Origin of the sequence: Streptomyces sp. KL116D, assembly GCF_030766975.1 — a bacterium.
Taxonomy (GTDB): Bacteria; Actinomycetota; Actinomycetes; order Streptomycetales; family Streptomycetaceae; genus Streptomyces; species Streptomyces longispororuber_A.
This window is the reverse complement of the sequence record NZ_JASERH010000140.1, coordinates 28,192-46,998: the sequence shown is the minus strand read 5'-3', so window position 1 is coordinate 46,998 and position 18,807 is coordinate 28,192. Positions and strand designations below refer to the sequence as shown.

Here is an 18,807-nt window from a genome sequence, read left to right as displayed (position 1 = left end):
TGGGGGGTCCGGGGGGTGTCCCCCTCGAAGGCGCAGTCATGGCAGGAAACTTCCCAGTAACTTCCAACTCCCGCCATACGTACGGGTGAACAACTTCTGGCGGTCAGGAGGCCGGTGCCGCCCGTCGCTCCGGACGCTGTCCGCATGGTGGACATCGTGTGTCATCCCATGGGACACGGAGTACGGTGCTGTGCATGTCGGCAAGTACTCGCATCCTCAATCTCGCAGTGATCCCCGGTGACGGCATCGGCCAGGAGGTCGTGGCCCAGGGTCTCAAGGTCCTCTCCGCCGTCCTTCCGCAGGACGTGAAGCTGGAGACCGAGGAGTTCGACTTCGGCGCCAAGCGCTACCACGCGACCGGTGAGACCCTCACCGACGCCGACCTCGACGCCCTCAAGAAGCACGACGCCATCCTGCTCGGCGCCATCGGCGACCCCTCGGTCCCGTCCGGCGTCCTGGAGCGCGGCTTCCTCCTCAAGCTCCGCTTCGCCTTCGACCACCACGTGAACCTGCGTCCGTCGAAGCTCCTCCCCGGCGTCTCCACCCCGCTCGCCGGCCAGCCGGAGATCGACTTCGTCGTCGTCCGCGAGGGCACCGAGGGCCCGTACACCGGCAACGGCGGCACGATCCGCAAGGGCACCGAGCACGAGGTCGCCACCGAGGTCTCCGTCAACACGGCCTTCGGTGTCGAGCGCGTGGTCCGGGACGCCTTCGCCCGCGCCCAGGCCCGCCCCCGCAAGAAGCTCACGCTGGTCCACAAGAACAACGTGCTGACCTTCGCGGGCCACCTGTGGACGAACGTCTTCAACAAGGTGGCGCAGGAGTTCCCCGAGGTCACCACCGACTACATCCATGTCGACGCCGCGACCATCTACCTGGTCACCGACCCGGCCCGCTTCGACGTGATCGTCACCGACAACCTCTTCGGCGACATCATCACCGACCTCGCCGCGGCCGTCTCCGGCGGCATCGGCGTCGCGGCCTCCGGGAACATCAACCCGGGCCGCGAGTTCCCCTCGATGTTCGAGCCCGTGCACGGCTCGGCCCCGGACATCGCGGGCCAGGGCAAGGCCGACCCGACCGCCACGGTCCTCTCGGTCGCCCTCCTCCTGCGTCACCTCGGCTACGAGTCGGAGGCCGAGCGCATCGAGACCGCCGTCTCCGCCGACCTCGGTGAGCGCGGCGACTCCGTCCGCTCGACCGAGGAGATCGGCGACGCGCTCGCCGCGCGAGTAGCCGGCTGACCCGGCGCTCACCACAGCACGGCAGCAGCCGCCGGGGTCGCACACCGCGCCCGGCGGCTTCTCGTATGCGGCCTCCGGGTGCCACCATCAACACCTGGGCCGCATCACACCACGGCACTCACCTGGTCCGTTTCGAGCACACCTCGCCACGCGCGATAATCGAACGCGGGGCCGCGATGTACGTGGAAGCTCGGACGTCCTAGTACAAGGAGTGCAGGCGTGAGCGCGGTCCGTCACAACCAACGGTGAAGGACACGCAACCATGACGACGCCCACGATCGAGCTCAAGCCCTCCTCGACCCCGCTGTCCGCGGCGGAGCGCGAGGCGATCCTGGAGAGCCCCGGATTCGGCCGCCACTTCACCGACCACATGGTCACCGTCAAGTGGACCGAGGGCCGCGGCTGGCACGACGGGCAGCTCGTGCCCTACGGGCCGCTCTCCCTCGACCCGGCCACGAACGTCCTGCACTACGCGCAGGAGATCTTCGAGGGCCTCAAGGCGTACCGCCAGCCCGACGGCACCGTCGCCACCTTCCGCCCCGACATGAACGCCAAGCGCTTCCAGCACTCGGCCTGGCGCCTGGGCATGCCCGAGCTGCCGGTCGAGACGTTCATCGAGGCCTGTGACCTGCTCGTCCAGCAGGACAAGGACTGGGTCCCGGCGCACGGCGGCGAGGAGTCCCTCTACCTGCGCCCGTTCATGATCGCGACCGAGGTCGGCCTCGGCGTGAAGCCCGCCAGCGAGTACCTGTTCATCGTCATCGCCTCCCCGGCCGGCGCGTACTTCTCCGGCGGCGTGAAGCCCGTCTCCATCTGGCTCTCCGAGGACCGCGTGCGCGCCGTCCCCGGCGGCGTCGGCGACGCCAAGACCGGCGGCAACTACGCGGCGTCCCTGCTCGCGCAGGCCGAGGCCGCGGCCAAGGGCTGCGACCAGGTCGCCTACCTCGACGCCGTCGAGCACAAGTGGGTCGAGGAACTCGGCGGCATGAACCTGTACTTCGTGTACGGCGACAAGATCGTCACGCCGACGCTGACCGGTTCGCTGCTCGCGGGCGTCACCCGTGACTCGCTCCTCCAGGTCGCCCGCGACCTCGGCTACGAGTCCGAGGAGGCCCGCGTCTCCATCGACCAGTGGCAGGCCGACTCCGAGTCCGGCGCCCTCACCGAGGTCTTCGCCTGCGGCACCGCCGCGGTCATCACCCCCGTCGGCACGGTCAAGCGCGCGAGCGGCGAGTGGCAGCAGTCCGGCGGCGCGGCCGGCGAGGTCACCATGAAGCTGCGCGACGCGCTGCTCGACATCCAGCGCGGCAAGACCGCGGACACGCACGGCTGGATGCACCCGCTGGGCTGATCCGACCCGCGTACCGAAGGGCCGCACCCCCGGCGGGGCGCGGCCCTTCGGCGTACCGTACGGCGGTCAGTAGACGTTGACCCCGTACGCGCTCAGCGCCTCCCGCACCGGCTGGAACAGCGCGGAGCCCACCCCGTTCGTGCAGGTGCCGCCGGAGCCCGAGTGGATGCCGAGCGCCGTGGTGCCGGAGAAGTGGGCGCCGCCGCTGTCGCCGCTGCTGGAGCAGACGTTCGTGCGCGCCATGCCGTAGACGGTGTTGCCGTCGGAGTAGTTCACGGTGACGTTCGTGGCCGTCACCGATCCGGACGTCAGATGGGTCGTGGAGCCGCTCTTGCTGTCGGCCTGGCCGACGACCGGGTCCGCGGCGGACGTGATGTCCTGGTAGCTGCCGTTCCAGAGGTTGACGTTGCCGGCCGGGGCGGAGCCGTCGGTGTACTTCACGATGCCGTAGTCGTTCGTCGGGAAGCTGGTGCCGGTGCGCTGGCCGATGACCGCGCCGCCGGAGACGGCCCGCCAGTCCGTGGCCGCGTTCGTGCAGTGCCCGGCGGTCACGAAGTAGCGGGTCGACCCGGACGACACGTTGAAGGCGGCCGAGCAGCGGTACCCGCCGCCGTAGATCGCGTCGCCGCCCGCGACCTCCTGGGTGAACGCGCCGCCCACGGACCGCACCTGGACGGCTCCGTCCTGCGCGGCGGCCACCTTCTTCAGCCGGGCGAGCTCGGCCGCCGACACGGTCGAGTCGACGTCGACGACGACCTGGTTGCGTCTCGGGTCGACGCCCCACGTCGTGCCCGGTATCTTCGCGCCCTTCTCCAGCGCTCCGATGGAGGACGCCAGCCGGGCGCCCGAGCGCGCGACGACCTCGGCCCGCGCCCCGGCCGCCCGGACGGTCGCCGCGTCGGCGGCGCTGGTCACCGTGACGACCAGCTCGCCCGTCTCCTGGTCGAGGTAGCTCCCGGCGTCCCGCGCGCCCAGCTCGCGCTCGACGGCCGCACGGGTGCGCAGCAGATCGGCGTCCGCCCGGACCCCGCCCGCCGCGAGGGGGGTCCCGGCCACCGGGGCGGGCGTCGGCGCGGCCCCGGCGGTGCCGAGGGGGAGCAGGGCGAGTGCGGCGCCGAGCGCCAGGGACGCGTACCGCTTGCGGGGCAGAGCGGGCATGGGGGTGCCTCCTGATGGTGGGGGTGGTGGCTGGTGAGCCGTCAGGAGTCAACCGGGGCAGGGGAGTTGGCGCGAGAGCGCAAGTCCAGACCTTTCGGATCTGTACCCGGCCCTCTTGTGTGGACTTCGTGAAGCGAGGCGGTCAGGCGTGCGGCGTCGCCGTCAGGGCGAGGCTCTCCGGCACGGCCGCGAACGCGACCTCGACCGTCGCGGCGAGACCGGCCGCCGTGGGGTGCGAGCCGCTCTCGGTCCACCGCTCCAGGGCCCGGTGGAAGGCGGCGACGAGCAGGTCGACGGCGAGCCGGGGCCGCAGCTCGTCCGCCGGGTCGGCCAGGTCGAACCGGCGTCGGGCGATCTCCACGGCGGCGCGGCTGGTGCGGTCGCAGAACTGGAGGCCGTGCGCGTCCATCGACGGGGTCCGCGCGGCGAGGCGGCGGCTGGCCAGGGCGCGGTCGGCCCAGCCGTCGTCGGGCATCCGGCGGATCGCCCGCAGCAGCGCGTCGTGCAGGAGCTGGACGAGCGGCCGGGCCGGGCCGTCCTCCGTGCGGTCGAGCTCGTCGAGGAAGGCCGCCCAGAGATCCTGCGTGGGGGCCATCGCGACGTCCTCCTTGCTGCTGAACGTCCGGAAGAAGGTGCGCTTGGAGACCTCGACGCTGTCGCAGAGCTCGTCGAGGGTGACGGCGCCGAAGCCCCGCTCCGTGAACAGGTCGAGGGCCGCGTCGATCAGCGCCTGGCGGGTGCGCTGCTTCTTCCGCTCGCGCAGTGAGGGGGCGGGTGCGGATGCGGACGGCGGTGCGGTCTCGGCCATGGCGGGAGTGTATCCGGGTGGCCAGTGCCCCTTGAGAGCGAATGCCACTCAGTGGCAGAATCTCGGTCGTGCGGTCGGCACCCGTCGTGCGGTCGGCCGTCGCGCTGCCCGTCGCTGTCTGCTGAAGCCTGCTGAAGCCTGTCGAAAGGTGCTGCTCGTGCGTGCCCTCCTCGTCGACCCCGACGCCCCCGGAAAGCTTCGTCTCGGCACCGCCCCGGAGCCCGAGCCCACCGCCCACCAGGCCCTGGTCCGGGTCACCGCGACCTCCCTCAACTACGGCGAGGTCCGGTTCGGCCCCGAGTTCGCCGGGCCCGGCGCCGTACTCGGCTGGGACGCGGCGGGCGTCGTGGAGCGCCCCGCCGCCGACGGATCGGGGCCCGCCGCCGGCACCCCCGTGGTCACGCTCGGCGAGGCGGGCGGCTGGGCAGAGCTCCGCGCCGTGGACACCGACTGGCTCGGCGTCGTGCCCGAAGGTGCCGACCAGGGCGCCGTCGCCACCGTTCCGGTCGCCGGGGCCAGTGCGGCGCGTGCCCTGGACCGGATCGGCCCGCTGCTCGGCCGCCGTGTCCTGATCACCGGCGCCACGGGCGGCGTCGGCCGGTACGCGGTCCAGCTCGCCCGGCTCGGCGGTGCCCGCGTCGTGGCGAGCACCGGCGACCCCGGCCGGCACGGCGCGGCCCTGCGCGACCTCGGGGCGCACGAAGTGGTGGCGGACCCTGCCGAGGTCGAGGGCCTGCTCGACGGTGTCGTCGACGTGATCGGCGGGCGCCAGCTCGTCGCCGCGTACGGCCGATTGGCGGGCGGCGGCACGCTCGTTGCCGTCGGGCACTCGGGCGGCGACGGCGAGAGCTTCCCGTACGGCGCGCTCTACGGGGACGCGGGGCGGCACGACCGGTCGATCGTGACCTTCCACCTTCTGGAGTGCGGCGGGGTCGCCCGGGATCTGGAGCGGCTCGCCGCCATGGTCGCCCGTGGCGAGCTCGACGCCGGGATCTCCTGGCGCGGCCCCTGGGGGAAGGCGGCCGACGCCGTCGAGCTGCTGCTGAACCGGCGGCTGCAGGGCAAGGCGGTCCTGGACATCGGCACCGACTAGCGGGCCCCGGCGCACTCCGGCGCGCCGCGCCCCCCGACATGCCCCGACACGCCCCGTCACGCATTAGAGCGATGCTCAATAACACGAATCCGCAGGTGGGGCGGTGCTGCTTTCGGCCTCCGAAGGATGGGTTTAGAGTGGCGTTCTAAACCTGAGGAGGTGTGACGGCGTGCGACTGACCCCCACCGAGCGCGACCGCCTGCTGCTGTTCGGCGCGGCCGAGCTGGCCCGGGCCCGCAAGGCCCGCGGCCTGCGGCTCAACGTGCCGGAGGCGACCGCGCTGATCGCGGACACCGTCTGCGAGGCGGCCCGCGACGGGCGGCGGCTCGCCGAGGCCGTCGAGGCGGCCCGGTCCGTGCTCGGGCCCGACGACGTGCTGCCGGGCGTCGCCGACGTCGTCACCGAGGTGCACGTCGAGGCGGTCTTCGACGACGGCTCACGGCTCGCGGTCGTCAGCGACCCGATCGGCGCGACCCAGGGGGAGCGGGCGCCGGGCGCACTGCTGCCCGGGCCGGAACACACGGACCCCGCACCGGAGTTGACGCTGACCGTCACCAACACCGCGACCGTCCCCGTCTCCGTCACCTCGCACTTCCACTTCTTCGAGGCCAACCCGCGGCTCGACTTCGCCCGCGGCGCCGCGTACGGCATGCGGCTCGCGGTGCCCGCCGGGTCCTCGGTGCGGTTCGGGCCGGGGGAGAGCGCCGAGGTCGGGCTCCTGCCGATCGGCGGCGCACGCATCGCCATCGGATTCGCCGGGCTCGTCGACGGACCCCTCGACGCCCCGGGCGCCCGCGAGGAGGCCCTGCGCCGCGCCGCCGCCTGCGGCTACCTCGGAGTCGACCAGAAGGAGGACGGGCGATGAGCCGCCCCGGAGGCCACCCCGCCGAAGCCCGCCGGCTGACCCCGCACGAGTACGCGGCGACCCACGGCCCGCGGGCCGGCGACCGCGTCCGCCTCGGCGACTCCGGCCTCACGATCAAGATCGAGTCGGACTCCCAGGCGTACGGGGACGAGTTCCTCGCCGGGTTCGGCAAGACGGCCCGTGACGGACTGCACCTGAAGGCCGCCGCCGTCCGGGACACCTGCGACGTCGTCATCAGCAACGTCGTCGTGATCGACGCCGCGCTCGGCATCCGCAAGGTCTCCATCGGCATCCGCGAGGGCCGCATCCACGCGATCGGACGGGCCGGGAACCCGGACACCCTCGACGGAGTGGACGTCGTCGTCGGCACGGGCACCTCCATCGTCTCCGGCGAGGGTCTGATCGCCACCGCCGGAGCCGTCGACACGCACGTCCACCTCCTCTCCCCGCGCATCATGGAGGCCTCGCTCGCCTCCGGCGTGACGACGATCATCGGGCAGGAGTTCGGCCCGGTGTGGGGCGTCGGGGTCAACTCGCCGTGGGCGCTGAAGCACGCCTTCTCCGCGTTCGACGCCTGGCCCGTGAACATCGGCTTCCTCGGCCGGGGCTCTTCCTCGCACGGAGCGCCGCTCGTCGAGGCCCTCGCCGAGGGCGGTGCCTGCGGCTTCAAGGTGCACGAGGACATGGGCGCGCACACCCGCGCCCTGGACACGGCGCTGCGGGTCGCGGAGGAGCATGACGTCCAAGTCGCCCTGCACAGCGACGGGTTGAACGAGTGCCTGTCGGTCGAGGACACCCTCAAGGTGCTCGAAGGCCGCACGATCCACGCCTTCCACATCGAGGGCTGCGGCGGCGGACACGTACCCAACGTCCTCAAGATGGCGGGCGTCCCGAACGTCATCGGGTCCTCCACCAACCCCACCCTCCCCTTCGGCCGGGACGCCGTCGCCGAGCACTACGGCATGATCGTCTCCGTCCACGACCTCAAGCCCGACCTGCCCGGCGACGCCGCCATGGCCCGCGACCGGATCCGCGCCGGGACGATGGGCGCCGAGGACGTGCTGCACGACCTGGGCGCCATCGGCATCACCTCGTCCGACGCCCAGGGCATGGGCCGCGCGGGCGAGACCGTGCGGCGCACCTTCGCGATGGCCGGGAAGATGAAGGCCGAGCTCGGCGACCCGGGCGTCGGCCACGACAACGAGCGCGTCCTGCGCTACATGGCCAAGCTGACCGTCAACCCGGCCATCGCCCACGGCCTCGCGCACGAGATCGGCTCGCTGGAAGTCGGCAAGATGGCCGACATCGTGCTGTGGCGCCCCGAGTTCTTCGGTGCGAAGCCGCAGCTCGTGCTGAAGTCCGGCTTCCCCGCCTACGGCGTCGTCGGTGACCCGAACGCGGCCACCGACACCTGCGAACCCCTCGTCCTGGGACCGCAGTTCGGTGCCCACGGCGCGACCCCCGCCGAACTGTCCGTCGCCTTCGTCGCCCAGGCCGCCGTCGACCAGGGCCACGACGGGATGCCGACCCGCAGGCGCCGCGTCGCCGTGCGCGGCACCCGCGGCATCGGACCGGCCGACCTGCGCCTCAACTCCCGCACGGGAGCGGTCGACGTCGACCAGCGCACCGGACTCGTCACCCTCGACGGCGAACCGCTCCGCTCCGAGCCGGCCGACTCCGTCTCCCTCAACCGCCTGTACTTCCTGTGAGGTCTCCCCGATGACGTACTTCATGCCGCCCGAGTGGGCACCGCACGAGCGCACCTGGATGGCCTGGCCGGGCCCCAACCCGACCTTCACCGACGGCCAGGAGCTGGCCGGCGCGCGCGCCGCCTGGGCCTCGGTCGCGAACACCGTGCGCGGCTTCGAGCCGGTCACGATGGTCGTCGGCACCGGACAGCTCGACTCGGCCCGCGAACTGCTCGACCCCGCCGTCGAGCTGGTCGAGCGCGACCTGGACGACGCGTGGATGCGCGACATCGGACCGACCTTCGTGAAGGAGGCCGGCACCGGGCAACTGGCCGCCGTCGACTGGACGTTCAACGGCTGGGGTGCCCAGGACTGGGCGCGCTGGGAGCACGACTCCAAGATCGCCCGGCACGTCGCCGACCTCTCCGGCGTGCCCGTGCACGCCTCGCCCCTGGTGAACGAGGGCGGCGGCATCCACGTCGACGGCGAGGGCACCGTCCTGCTGACCGAGACGGTCCAGCTCGACCCGGACCGCAACCAGGGCTGGTCCAAGGAGCACGTCGAGGCCGAGGTCCACGCCCGGATCGGCACGTCCAGGGCGATCTGGCTGCCGCGCGGACTCACCGGCGACTACGGCGAGTTCGGCACGCGCGGGCACGTCGACATCGTCGCCGCGTTCGCCGCGCCCGGCGTCGTCCTCGTCCACTCCCAGGAGGACCCCGCCCACCCCGACTTCGAGGTCAGCCGCGAGATCATCGGCGTGCTGTCCGGGCAGACCGACGCCCAGGGCCGCCCCCTGGAGATCGTCGAGGTGCCGGCCCCCACCGTCCTCACGGACCCCGACGACGGCTCCTGGGTCGACTACTCGTACATCAACCACTACCTCTGCAACGACGGCGTCGTCCTGTGCGGCTTCGACGACCCGAACGACGAGCGGGCCGCGGCGGTCTTCCGCCGGCTCTTCCCGTCCCGCACCGTCACCCTCGTCGACGCCCGCACGATCTTCGCGGCCGGCGGCGGCATCCACTGCATCACCCAGCAGCAGCCCGTGGCCGGGGCGTGAGGTGAGCCGCCGACCCGCCCCGCCCCTGGACACCGTCCTCGCCCGGGCCATGGAGATGATCGCCGAGAGCGGACTCGACGGGCTCACCATGGCCGCGCTCGGCCGCGAGGTCGGCATGAGCAGCGGGCACCTCGCGTACCACTTCGGCTCCAAGGACGAGCTGCTGCTGCGCACGCTGGAGTGGAGCGAGGGGCGGCTCGGCGACGAGCGGCGGCAGCTGCTCGCGGGTACGGGCACCGCACGGAAGCGCCTCGACGCGTACGTCGACCTGTACGTGCCCGACGGCCACCGCGACCCGCACTGGACGCTCTGGCTGGAGGTGTGGAACCGCTCGCGCGGCGCCGACGACCGGGCACGCGAGCGGCAGGCCGCCATCGAGCGCGCCTGGCACCGCGACCTCGTGGCGCTGCTCGCCGAGGGCACCTCGCGCGGCGAGTTCGCGGCCGTCGACCCGGACCGGTTCGCGGCCCGGCTGCGGGCGCTGCTCGACGGGTTCTCGATCCACGTGGCGATCGGGCTCCGGGGGACCGACCGGGGCCAAGTCCTGGCCCACGTCAGGGAGTTCGTCGAGGAGGGGCTTGTGGTACGGGACGCCTGACGGGGCGTCCAGGTTGTACGTCATCCGAGGGATTGCCCGTTTCTCCCCGGTGCGGTTGTATCGCCGTGAGCCCTCGGCGCAGGGCCGGGGGACGTGCGTCTTACGGGGGATGCGATGAACAGAAGGATGTGTGCCGCCGTCGTGGCGGCCGGGGTCGCCGTGGTCATGGGGGCTTCCGGCCCGGTGTTCGGGGCGCAGGACCGGGGCGGCGCGACCGAGCGGGTCAGCGTCGCCGCGGACGGTACGCAGGGCGACGGGCCGTCGGGCGGCGCCTCGATCAGCGGCGACGGGCGGTACGTCGTCTTCTCGTCCGAGGCGCGGAACCTGGTGCCGGGCGACACGGACGGGGACACCGACGTCTTCCTGCGCGACACCCGGCGCGGCACGGTCCAGCGGATCGGTGACGGCGGCTACGCCCCCTCGATCAGCGGCAACGGACGGTACGTCTCCTACCGGGGCCACACCGGGAGCGCCGAGGGCCACGACTACTACTCGGGCTACTTCCTCCACGACCGCAGGACCGGCCGCACCGAGGTGATCAGCCTCTCCGACGACGACACGCCGGTGAGCGGGGGCTTCGGCACCGCCGCCGTGATGAGCGCCGACGGGCGGTACGTGGTCTTCGACTCGCCGCTCGGCGAGAACGGCGACACGAGCGACAGGACCTCGTACGGCATCTATCTGCGGGACCGCGAGAAGGGCACGACGCGCCTCGTCAGCCCGACGGTGTTCACGTCCGGCTACTGGACCCTGGGCAGCGCCACGATCAGTGCCGACGGCAGCCGGATCGGATTCTCCGCGGGGCAGGTCAAACCGGGATTCGAGAGCCGGATCTACGTCCACGACCGGCGCGCGGCGACGACCGGGGTCTTCGCCGTGAACAACGCGGGACAGCCGTACACCCAGACCACCGTGCCCACGTTCAGCGGGGACGGCCGGTACGCCGCGTTCACCTCCAGCGACCCGGCCCTGGTGCCGGACGACACGAACGGCACGTACGACGCGTTCGTGCGCGACCTGCGCACCGGGGACACCCGACGCGTGTCGCTGAACGCGAACGGCGGCCAGTCGGAAGGCAGTTGGGGCGGAGCGCGCATCAGCGCCGACGGCCGGTTCGTGGCCTTCACCTCGGCCGCGACGGACCTCGTCGCGGGGGACACGGCCCGCGGCCCGCTGTTCCTCCGGGACCTGAGGACCGGGGTGAACGTCCGGGTGAGCGCAGGCCAGGGCGGTGCCGAGAGCGACAACCAGGCCCTGCCGAGCGCCGCGCTCAGCCGGGACGGTTCGGCCGTGGTGTTCGGCTCGGACGCCACGAACCTCGTCCCGGGCGACACGAACGGGACGGCGGACGTGTTCGTCCGCCGCCTCAGCCGACGGTGAACCGCACCGGGGTACCGGGCACCGCCTGCGCAGCCGCGGCCAGGGCGGGTTCCGGGACGACGGCGATCACCGGGTAGCCGCCGGTCGTCGGGTGGTCGTGCAGGAAGACCACCGGGCGGCCGTCCGGCGGCACCTGGACCGCGCCGAGCACCATGCCCTCGCTGGGCAGCTCGCCCGCCGACTCCCGCTCCAGGGACGGCCCTTCGGTGCGCAGGCCGATCCGGTTGCTGTGCGCCGAGACGGTGAACGTGGCGGTCAGGAAGGTGCGCACGGCCGCCGGCGTGAACCAGTCAGCGCGGGGGCCGAGCAGCACCGGCAGGACGAGCTCGGCCGGGGGAGCCGGCCACGGCGCCGCCACCGGGAGCGCGGGGAGCGGGCGGGCGCGGCCGACCGGGAGCACGGTCCCGGCGGCCAGCGGCGCCGGGCCGAGGCCCGACAGCAGGTCGGCGGACCGGCTGCCGAGCACCGGGTCGACGGCGAGGCCGCCGGCGACCGCCAAGTAGGAACGGACGCCGCTCGTGGCCGGGCCCGCGTCGAGCGTGGCGCCGGCCGGGACGTGCACCGGGCTGCCCCACGCCGCCGGCCGGCCGCCCACCGTGACCGGGCACGGGGCGCCGCCGACCAGGACGGTCACCGGGCGGTCGGCGCGCAGGGCGCAGCCGGTGAGGGTGGTCTCCAGGACGGCGGCGTCGTCGGGGTTGCCGAGGAGCCGGTTGGCCAGCCGCATCGCCGGCGCGTCGAGCGCGCCGGAGCGGGGAACTCCCAGGTGGGCGTGGCCCGTTCGGCCCGCGTCCTGCACCGTGGTGAGGGCGCCGGGGCGGACCACGGTCAGTTTCGCCGTCATCGGCCGTCCGCCTCCGTGGGCCGGAACCGGACCTGCGTCCCGGGGGACAGCAGCGCCGCCCGCTCCCGCGACGGATCCCACAGCGGCGTCGGGTCCGGCATCGTGCCGATGATCCGCCAGCCGCCCGGCGTCGCCCGCGGATAGACCGCCGAGTACGGGCCGGCCAGGGCCACCGCGCCCGCCGGGACACGGGTGCGCGGGGTCGCGTGCCGGGGCACGTGCAGCTCCTCCGGCAGGCCGGTCAGATATCCGAAGCCGGGGGCGAAACCGCAGAAGGCGACGCGGTACGTGTACGCGGCGTGCCGCGCGGCCACCTCGTCCTCGGCGACGCCCCACAGCTCGGCGACTCCGGCCAGGTCGGGGCCGTCGTACACCACGGGGATCTCCACGACGTCGCCGTCCGCGGGCGGCGCCGACGGGACGTCCAGGTCCGCGAGCCGGCGCGCCAGCGCGGCCGGGTCCTGGACGCCGTCGAGCAGGACGGTGCGGGCGCCGGGCACGATCTCGGCCACCGGCGGCAGCGTGCCCGCGGCCCGGCGGCGCAGCAGCTCCGCGTGGAAGGCGCCGGTGCGCCGCGCGTCGGGCAGCTCGACCAGGAGCGCATGGCGCCCGGCGGGCCGCACGGTGAGGCCCGCGCTCACGCGAACGCACCCACCCGCACGCCGGCGTCCTCCAGGGCCACCCGCACCCGGGCCGCGATCCGGGCTGCGCCCGGGGTGTCGCCGTGCACGCACAGCGAACGGGCCGCGACCGCGACGTGCGAGCCGTCGGAGGCCGTGACCCCGCCGTCCACCGCGAACCCGACGGAGCGGCGCACCACCGCGTCGGCGTCCTCGACCACGGCACCCGGTTCGCGGCGCGGCACCAGCGTGCCTTCGGGGGTGTACGCGCGGTCGGCGAACGCCTCCCGCACGGGCCGCAGACCCGCCTCCTGAGCGGCGTCGAGGAGCCGCGAACCGGGCAGGCCGAGCACCGGCAGCGCGCCGCCCGCGAGCGTCACGCCCGCGATCACGGCACGGGCCTGCGTCTCGTCGCGCACGGTCCGGTTGTAGAGCGCGCCGTGCGGTTTGACGTACGCCACCGTGGCGCCTGCCGCCTCGGCGAACACCCGCAACGCGCCGATCTGGTAGGCGACTTCGGCCGCCAGCTCGTCCGCGGGCACGTCCATGGCGCGGCGCCCGAACCCGGCGAGGTCCCGGTACGAGACCTGCGCCCCGATGCGCACCCCGCGCTCGGCGGCCAGGTCGCAGACCCGGCGCATCACGGACGGGTCGCCGGCGTGGAAGCCGCAGGCGACGTTGGCACTGGTCACGACGGAGAGCAGGGCCTCGTCGTCGGTGAGGGTCCAGCGGCCGAAGCCTTCGCCGAGGTCCGCGTTGAGGTCGAGCACTTCCTGGATCACGTCTTCAACGTAAGGGATTGTTGAACGATTCGACAAGAGTCTCATTGCGGCATCGGCCGCCCCCCGGCTCTTGTTCGATCGTTCAACGATCACCTAGGGTCCGTGCATCCCCCACGGAAGCGGCGTGTCCGGTTCCGTGTCCCCTCGTGCCCTGAAGAAGGCCGCCGCATGATCGTTCTTCTCGGCGTGCTCGTGGTGATCCTCGGATTCGTCACGCGCCGCAACCCCGTCCTCGTGGTCGGTGTCGCCGGTATCGCCACCGGACTCCTCGGCAAGATGAACCCGCAGGAGATCCTCGCCGCCTTCGGCAAGGCGTTCGCCGACAGCCGCTCCGTCACCGTGTTCGCCATCGTGCTCCCGGTGATCGGGCTACTGGAGCGCTACGGCCTGCGCGAACAGGCCCGCACCCTGATCGGGAAGCTCGGCAGGCTGAGCGCCGGCCGCTTCCTCACCGTCTACCTCCTGGTCCGCCAGGTCACCGCGGCCTTCGGGCTCAACAACCTCGGCGGCCCCGCGCAGACCGTGCGCCCGCTCGTCGCCCCCATGGCCGAGGCCGCCGCCGAACGCACCGCGGGCGCGAAGCTCCCCGAGAAGCTGCGCGAGAAGGTCCGCTCCTACTCCGCGTCCGCCGACACCGTCGGCCTCTTCTTCGGCGAGGACTGCTTCATCGCGATCGGCTCGATCCTGCTCATCACCGGCTTCGTGAACTCCACCTACCACCAGGAGCTCGAACCCACCCAACTCGCCCTGTGGGCCGTGCCGTTGGCGGTCTGCGCCTTCGTCATCCACGGCGCCCGGCTGCTCCTGCTCGACAAGAAGCTGGAGCGCGAGATGGCGCTCGCCGCCGCCGAGAACGACCTGCCGCTGCCGCAGCAGCCGTCGGGCCAGTCCCGTGAGGAGTCCGCCAAGTGATCAAGGTCGAATGGCTCTACTGGCTGATAGGCCTCGTCTTCGTCGTCATGGCGGTCCAGATGGCGATGGACCGCACCAACCCCAAGCGCTGGACCTCCGCGGCCTTCTGGGGACTGCTCGGCCTCACCTTCCCGTACGGCACCGGGGTGGCCACCGGCGCGACCTGGACGCTGCCCGCCGAACCCCTCGGCGTCGCCGTCCTCGCGCTCATCGTGCTCGCCGGGTTCAACTTCATCGGCAAGGGCGTGCCCGTCACGACGACGGAGGAGCAGCGGGAGGCGTCGGCCGCCCGCCTCGGGAACAAGCTCTTCGTCCCGGCCCTGACGATCCCGCTCGTCGCCATCGTCTGCGCCTCCTTCCTCGACGAGTCCGGCCTGTTCGAGACCGGCAAGGCCACGCTCATCGGCCTCGGACTCGGCTGCATCGCGGCACTGGTCGTCGGCATGCTGGTGACGGGCGAGCGCAAGGTGTCCGTCCCGGTCCACTCCGGCCGCTCGATGCTGGAGGCGATGGGCTCGGCGCTGCTGCTGCCCCAGCTCCTCTCCGTCCTCGGCTCGATCTTCGCGGTCGCCGGCGTCGGCACCCAGGTCGGCAAGATCGTCAACGGCGTGCTGCCCGACAACTCCAAGTACCTGGCCGTGATCGCGTACTGCGTCGGCATGTTCCTGTTCACCGTGATCATGGGCAACGCGTTCGCGGCGTTCCCCGTGATGACCGCGGCGATCGGCTGGCCGGTCCTCATCCAGCAGATGCACGGCAACGAGCCGGCGATCCTCGCGATCGGCATGCTGGCCGGCTTCAGCGGCACGCTCTGCACGCCCATGGCGGCCAACTTCAACATCGTCCCGGCCTCGCTCCTGGAGCTGAAGGACCAGTACGGGCCGATCAAGGCGCAGGCGCCGACGGCGCTCGCGCTGCTCGGCTGCAGCACCGTGATCATGGCGCTCTTCGCCTTCTAGGAGGTTCACATGTCCGGGTCGACCACCCGCGTTCTGCTCACCGGTTTCGAGCCCTTCGGCGGGGAGGCCGTGAACCCGTCGTGGCAGGCGGCGTCCCTCGTCGCCGCGGAGCCGCCGGACGGGGTGAGCGTGACGGCCGTCCAGCTGCCGTGCGTCTTCGGGGAGTCGGTGGCGGCGCTGCGGCGTGCGGTCGCCGAGGCCCGGCCCGACCTGGTCGTCTGCCTCGGCCAGGCGGGTGGGCGGCCCGGCGTCACCGTGGAACGGGTGGCGTTGAACGTGGACGACGCGCGGATCCCCGACAACGCCGGGGCCCAGCCGATCGACGAGCCGGTGGTGGCGGGTGGCCCGGCGGCGTACTTCTCGTCGCTGCCGGTGAAGGCGTGTGTGGCGGCGATGCGGGACGCCGGGGTGCCGGCCGCGTTGTCCCACACGGCCGGCACGTTCGTCTGCAACCACGTCGCGTACGGGCTCGCCCACCTCCTGGCCACGGAGCTTCCCGGCGTCCGGGGCGGTTTCGTGCACGTCCCCTGGGCCCCGGTCCAGGTCCCGGACGGCACGGCCCCCGCGCTTCCTCCGGAGGTGGTGGCGGTGGGTGTGCGGGCGCTGTTGCAGACCGCGGCATCAACGAGCACCGACCTCCGAGTGACCGAGGGCACCACCCACTAGGCACGGTTGGCGCCGCCTGGGTGTGGGCGGGTGCGGCTCCGGTGGGGGTTGCTCGCGCAGTTCCCCGCGCCCCTGAAGGCGCCGTAACTCCGCCGGCCCGGTGGGCGGCCGCGGCTCTCGCCGTGGCTGCTCGCGCAGTTCCCCGCGCCCCTGAAAGCCTGCGGCTTCGCCGCGCTTTCCCCTGGGAAGGCCTGCGGCCTTCCCGATGGAGGTAGCGCACGAAGTGCGCACCTCCAGGGGCGCGGGGAACTGCGCGACCAGCCCCCACCGGACCCGCGCCCGAAGGGATCAGCCCCCACCGGACCCGCGCCCGAAGAACGACCACCGAAACGTCCGCGACCACCGGAAGGACCCCCATGCTCACCCCGGAGGACACCGCTCAGCTGGCAGCAGCCAACCTCACCCGCGAGTTCCCCAACTTCACCGCCCACCTGACCGTCTCCCCGGACGACCGCCCACGCCCCCGCGACCTCCACCCCGCCTTCTACGGCGCCTACGACTGGCACTCGGCCGTGCACATGCACTGGCTGCTGCTGCGGACCCGCCCCGAGGCCCACGCCGACGTGCTCGACCGGCACCTGACCCGGGAGAACCTCGCCACGGAGGCCGCGTACCTGCTCGCCCACCCGGGCTTCGAGCGCCCCTACGGATGGGCGTGGACCGTCGCGCTGGCGGCCGAGTGCCGCGGCACCCGGTGGGCCGGCGCCCTCGAACCCGCCGTCGCCGCCGTCGAGGACCTGCTCACGCGGTGGCTGCCGAAGGCCACGTATCCCGTCCGCCACGGCATCCACACCAACAGCGCCTTCTCCCTCGGCCTGATCCTGGACACGGGGGAGCGGGCCGGACTCCGGGCCGCGACCCTGGAGGCCGTACGGGACCGGCTGCGCGACTGGTTCGCCGACGACCACGACGCCCCCGCCCACTGGGAACCCTCCGGCCAGGACTTCCTCTCGCCCGCCCTCACCGAGGCGGACGCGATGCGCCGGGTGCTGGACGCCGCCGAGTTCGAGCAGTGGCTGGACCGGTTCCTGCCCGCCCTGAACACCGGCGCCCCGTGCGCGATCCTCGACGTACCGGTCGTCTCCGACCACGCCGACCCGCACATCGGCCACCTCCTCGGTCTCGCCCTGTCCCGCGCCGCCGCCCTGCGCCACCTCGCGGACGCCCTCCCCGACGGCCCGGCCCGCACCCGGCTGACGGACGCCGCCGAGGCCCACCTCGCCGCGGGCCTCCCGGCCGTGGACCGCGGCGACTTCACCACCGACCACTGGCTCGCCACGTTCGCCGAACTGGCGCTCACCGCCCCGCGTTCCGGAACGCAATGAACACAATGAACGCAAGTACGCGTGATCGTTGCGCAGTACACCCTTGTCATCGGGCGGAGCGTTCCCCCATCGTGGCCGGTCATGGGACGAGAGCAATGGAAGAAGATCCTGGTCGGCTCGGCCGGGAACATGGTCGAGTGGTTCGACTGGTTCGTGTACGCGAGCTTTGCGACGTACTTCGCGGGAGCCTTCTTCCCCGACGGCAACCCGACCGCACAACTCATGAACACCGCCGGCATCTTCGCCGTCGGCTTCTTCATGCGACCGGTGGGCGGCTGGCTGCTCGGGCGGGTCGGTGACCGCAAGGGCCGCAAGGCGGCGCTGACCCTCACGGTCACCCTGATGTCGGCGTCCGCCGTGCTCATCGCGGTCGCGCCCACCTACGAGGTCGCGGGCTACGGCGGCGCCGTCGTCCTGCTCGTCGCCCGCCTCCTGCAAGGCCTCTCGGTCGGCGGCGAGTACGCGGCCAGCGCCACCTACCTGACCGAGGCGTCCGACCCGAAGCGGCGCGGCTTCGCCTCCAGCTTCCAGTACGTGTCGATGACGGCGGGCCAGATCGTCGGCCTCGGCCTGCTGATCGTCCTGCAGCGCACCCTGTCCGACGACGCCCTGCACGGCTGGGGCTGGCGCATCCCGTTCATCGTCGGCGCCCTCGGCGCGGCGATCATCTTCTACCTGCGCCGCAACATGCTGGAGACCGAGGTCTACGAGGAGTCCGCCGACGCCGACGCAGCCGTGGGCGGCGACGACAAGGGCACCATGAAGGCCCTGTGGGCGCACAAGCGCGAGGCGTTCCTCGTCATCGCGCTCACCATGGGCGGCACCGTGGCGTACTACACGTACACGACGTACCTCACCAAGTACCTGTCCAACTCCGCGGGCCTGAGCAAGCAGACGGCGACGCTCGTCTCCTTCTGCGCGCTCATCGTCTTCGCCTGCCTCCAGCCGCTGGCCGGCGCGCTCTCCGACCGGATCGGACGGCGCCCGCTGCTGATCACCTTCGCCGTCGGCTCGACCTTCCTGACGGTGCCGATCATGACGCTGCTCCAGCACGCGGGGTCCTTCTGGCCGGCCCTCGGCCTGTCCCTGCTCGCGCTCGTCGTCGTCACCGGCTACACCTCCATCAACGCCTGCGTGAAGGCCGAGCTCTTCCCGACCGGCATCCGCGCCCTCGGCGTCGCCCTGCCGTACGCCATCGCCAACGCGCTCTTCGGCGGCACCGCCGAGTACGTCGCGCTGTGGTTCAAGGACGGCGGCATGGAGGCCGGCTTCTACTGGTACGTGGCCGGCTGCGCCGCCGTGTCGCTGATCGTCTACCTGACCATGCGCGAGACCCGTGACATCGACCTGAACCGGGTCAAGACGTCCGACGCCGCGCTGGAGCCGGTGGCCTGACCGCATCGTGAGACCACAGTCCGGGCCCGGCCCGGGCTGTGGCAGACTGCGGGCGT

General features: G+C 72.8%; 18 protein-coding genes. 13 read left to right on the top strand and 5 right to left on the bottom strand.

Features of this window, described 5'->3' with window-relative positions; translation table 11 throughout:
* Positions 1 to 194 precede the first annotated feature (194 nt).
* Together RBJ77_RS54130 and RBJ77_RS54125 are read left to right on the top strand one after the other, a co-directional pair.
* Entirely contained in the window at positions 195 to 1,244 is a 1,050-nt protein-coding gene (locus RBJ77_RS54130; RefSeq protein WP_255972889.1) for a 3-isopropylmalate dehydrogenase, read from the top strand.
* Between the two features lie 262 nt (positions 1,245 to 1,506).
* A complete protein-coding gene (locus RBJ77_RS54125) occupies positions 1,507 to 2,595 on the top strand; it encodes a branched-chain amino acid aminotransferase (RefSeq protein ID WP_255972891.1) in 1,089 nt (362 codons plus the stop codon).
* Between the two features lie 66 nt (positions 2,596 to 2,661).
* Here RBJ77_RS54125 and RBJ77_RS54120 read toward each other — a convergent pair whose 3' ends face one another.
* Positions 2,662 to 3,753, bottom strand: a complete 1,092-nt coding sequence (locus RBJ77_RS54120) for a S1 family peptidase (RefSeq protein ID WP_372351768.1) — start codon at positions 3,751 to 3,753, stop codon at positions 2,662 to 2,664.
* Positions 3,754 to 3,895: 142 nt separating this feature from the next.
* Complete coding sequence (locus tag RBJ77_RS54115; RefSeq protein ID WP_372351767.1) at positions 3,896 to 4,561, bottom strand: TetR family transcriptional regulator; 666 nt, start codon at positions 4,559 to 4,561, stop codon at positions 3,896 to 3,898.
* A 157-nt stretch (positions 4,562 to 4,718) separates the two neighbouring features.
* On the opposite strand from RBJ77_RS54115, the gene RBJ77_RS54110 reads away from it, so the two are divergent.
* The 6 genes from RBJ77_RS54110 to RBJ77_RS54085 all read left to right on the top strand — a co-directional run bounded on the left by RBJ77_RS54110 (position 4,719) and on the right by RBJ77_RS54085 (position 11,248).
* The gene (locus RBJ77_RS54110; RefSeq protein WP_372351766.1) at positions 4,719 to 5,654 is read left to right on the top strand and encodes a zinc-binding dehydrogenase; all 936 of its coding nucleotides are present in this window, start codon (positions 4,719 to 4,721) and stop codon (positions 5,652 to 5,654) included.
* 169 nt (positions 5,655 to 5,823) lie between these two features.
* Entirely contained in the window at positions 5,824 to 6,519 is a 696-nt protein-coding gene (gene ureA / locus RBJ77_RS54105) for an urease subunit gamma (protein ID WP_372351765.1), read from the top strand.
* Positions 6,516 to 8,228, top strand: coding sequence for an urease subunit alpha (locus RBJ77_RS54100; RefSeq protein WP_372351764.1), 1,713 nt, complete (start codon positions 6,516 to 6,518; stop codon positions 8,226 to 8,228). The genes ureA and RBJ77_RS54100 overlap by 4 nt, the downstream gene beginning before the upstream one ends.
* A gap of 10 nt (positions 8,229 to 8,238) precedes the next feature.
* A complete protein-coding gene (locus RBJ77_RS54095; protein WP_372351763.1) occupies positions 8,239 to 9,270 on the top strand; it encodes an agmatine/peptidylarginine deiminase in 1,032 nt (343 codons plus the stop codon).
* A gap of 49 nt (positions 9,271 to 9,319) precedes the next feature.
* Complete coding sequence (locus RBJ77_RS54090; protein WP_372351839.1) at positions 9,320 to 9,868, top strand: TetR/AcrR family transcriptional regulator; 549 nt, start codon at positions 9,320 to 9,322, stop codon at positions 9,866 to 9,868.
* Between the two features lie 114 nt (positions 9,869 to 9,982).
* Positions 9,983 to 11,248 (top strand): hypothetical protein, encoded by a 1,266-nt coding sequence (locus RBJ77_RS54085; protein ID WP_372351762.1) that lies wholly within the window; start codon positions 9,983 to 9,985, stop codon positions 11,246 to 11,248.
* On the opposite strand, the gene RBJ77_RS54080 is transcribed toward RBJ77_RS54085, so the two are convergent.
* The 3 genes from RBJ77_RS54080 to RBJ77_RS54070 are packed head-to-tail and all read right to left on the bottom strand — an operon-like array spanning position 11,235 to position 13,482.
* Complete coding sequence (locus RBJ77_RS54080) at positions 11,235 to 12,092, bottom strand: biotin-dependent carboxyltransferase family protein (RefSeq protein WP_372351761.1); 858 nt, start codon at positions 12,090 to 12,092, stop codon at positions 11,235 to 11,237. The two genes, RBJ77_RS54085 and RBJ77_RS54080, sit on opposite strands and share 14 nt — an antisense overlap.
* Positions 12,089 to 12,733: an allophanate hydrolase subunit 1 gene (locus RBJ77_RS54075; protein ID WP_372351760.1), complete on the bottom strand. Its 645-nt coding sequence runs from the start codon at positions 12,731 to 12,733 to the stop codon at positions 12,089 to 12,091. The genes RBJ77_RS54080 and RBJ77_RS54075 overlap by 4 nt, the downstream gene beginning before the upstream one ends.
* Entirely contained in the window at positions 12,730 to 13,482 is a 753-nt protein-coding gene (locus RBJ77_RS54070) for a LamB/YcsF family protein (protein ID WP_372351838.1), read from the bottom strand. Before RBJ77_RS54070 ends, RBJ77_RS54075 begins: the two co-directional genes overlap by 4 nt.
* A 180-nt stretch (positions 13,483 to 13,662) precedes the next feature.
* Here RBJ77_RS54070 and RBJ77_RS54065 point away from each other — a divergent pair, with 180 nt between their 5' ends.
* The 5 genes from RBJ77_RS54065 to RBJ77_RS54045 all read left to right on the top strand — a co-directional run bounded on the left by RBJ77_RS54065 (position 13,663) and on the right by RBJ77_RS54045 (position 18,751).
* A complete protein-coding gene (locus tag RBJ77_RS54065; protein WP_255972913.1) occupies positions 13,663 to 14,406 on the top strand; it encodes a DUF969 domain-containing protein in 744 nt (247 codons plus the stop codon).
* Positions 14,403 to 15,365 carry a DUF979 domain-containing protein gene (locus RBJ77_RS54060; RefSeq protein WP_372351759.1) on the top strand — a complete coding sequence of 321 codons (963 nt, stop codon included), beginning with the start codon at positions 14,403 to 14,405 and terminating at the stop codon, positions 15,363 to 15,365. Before RBJ77_RS54065 ends, RBJ77_RS54060 begins: the two co-directional genes overlap by 4 nt.
* Positions 15,366 to 15,374: 9 nt before the next feature.
* The gene (pcp, locus tag RBJ77_RS54055) at positions 15,375 to 16,031 is read left to right on the top strand and encodes a pyroglutamyl-peptidase I (RefSeq protein ID WP_372351758.1); all 657 of its coding nucleotides are present in this window, start codon (positions 15,375 to 15,377) and stop codon (positions 16,029 to 16,031) included.
* A 356-nt stretch (positions 16,032 to 16,387) separates the two neighbouring features.
* Complete coding sequence (locus tag RBJ77_RS54050) at positions 16,388 to 17,356, top strand: DUF2891 domain-containing protein (protein WP_372351757.1); 969 nt, start codon at positions 16,388 to 16,390, stop codon at positions 17,354 to 17,356.
* A gap of 81 nt (positions 17,357 to 17,437) precedes the next feature.
* Positions 17,438 to 18,751, top strand: coding sequence for an MFS transporter (locus RBJ77_RS54045; protein ID WP_372351756.1), 1,314 nt, complete (start codon positions 17,438 to 17,440; stop codon positions 18,749 to 18,751).
* The last annotated feature ends 56 nt before the right edge of the window (positions 18,752 to 18,807 follow it).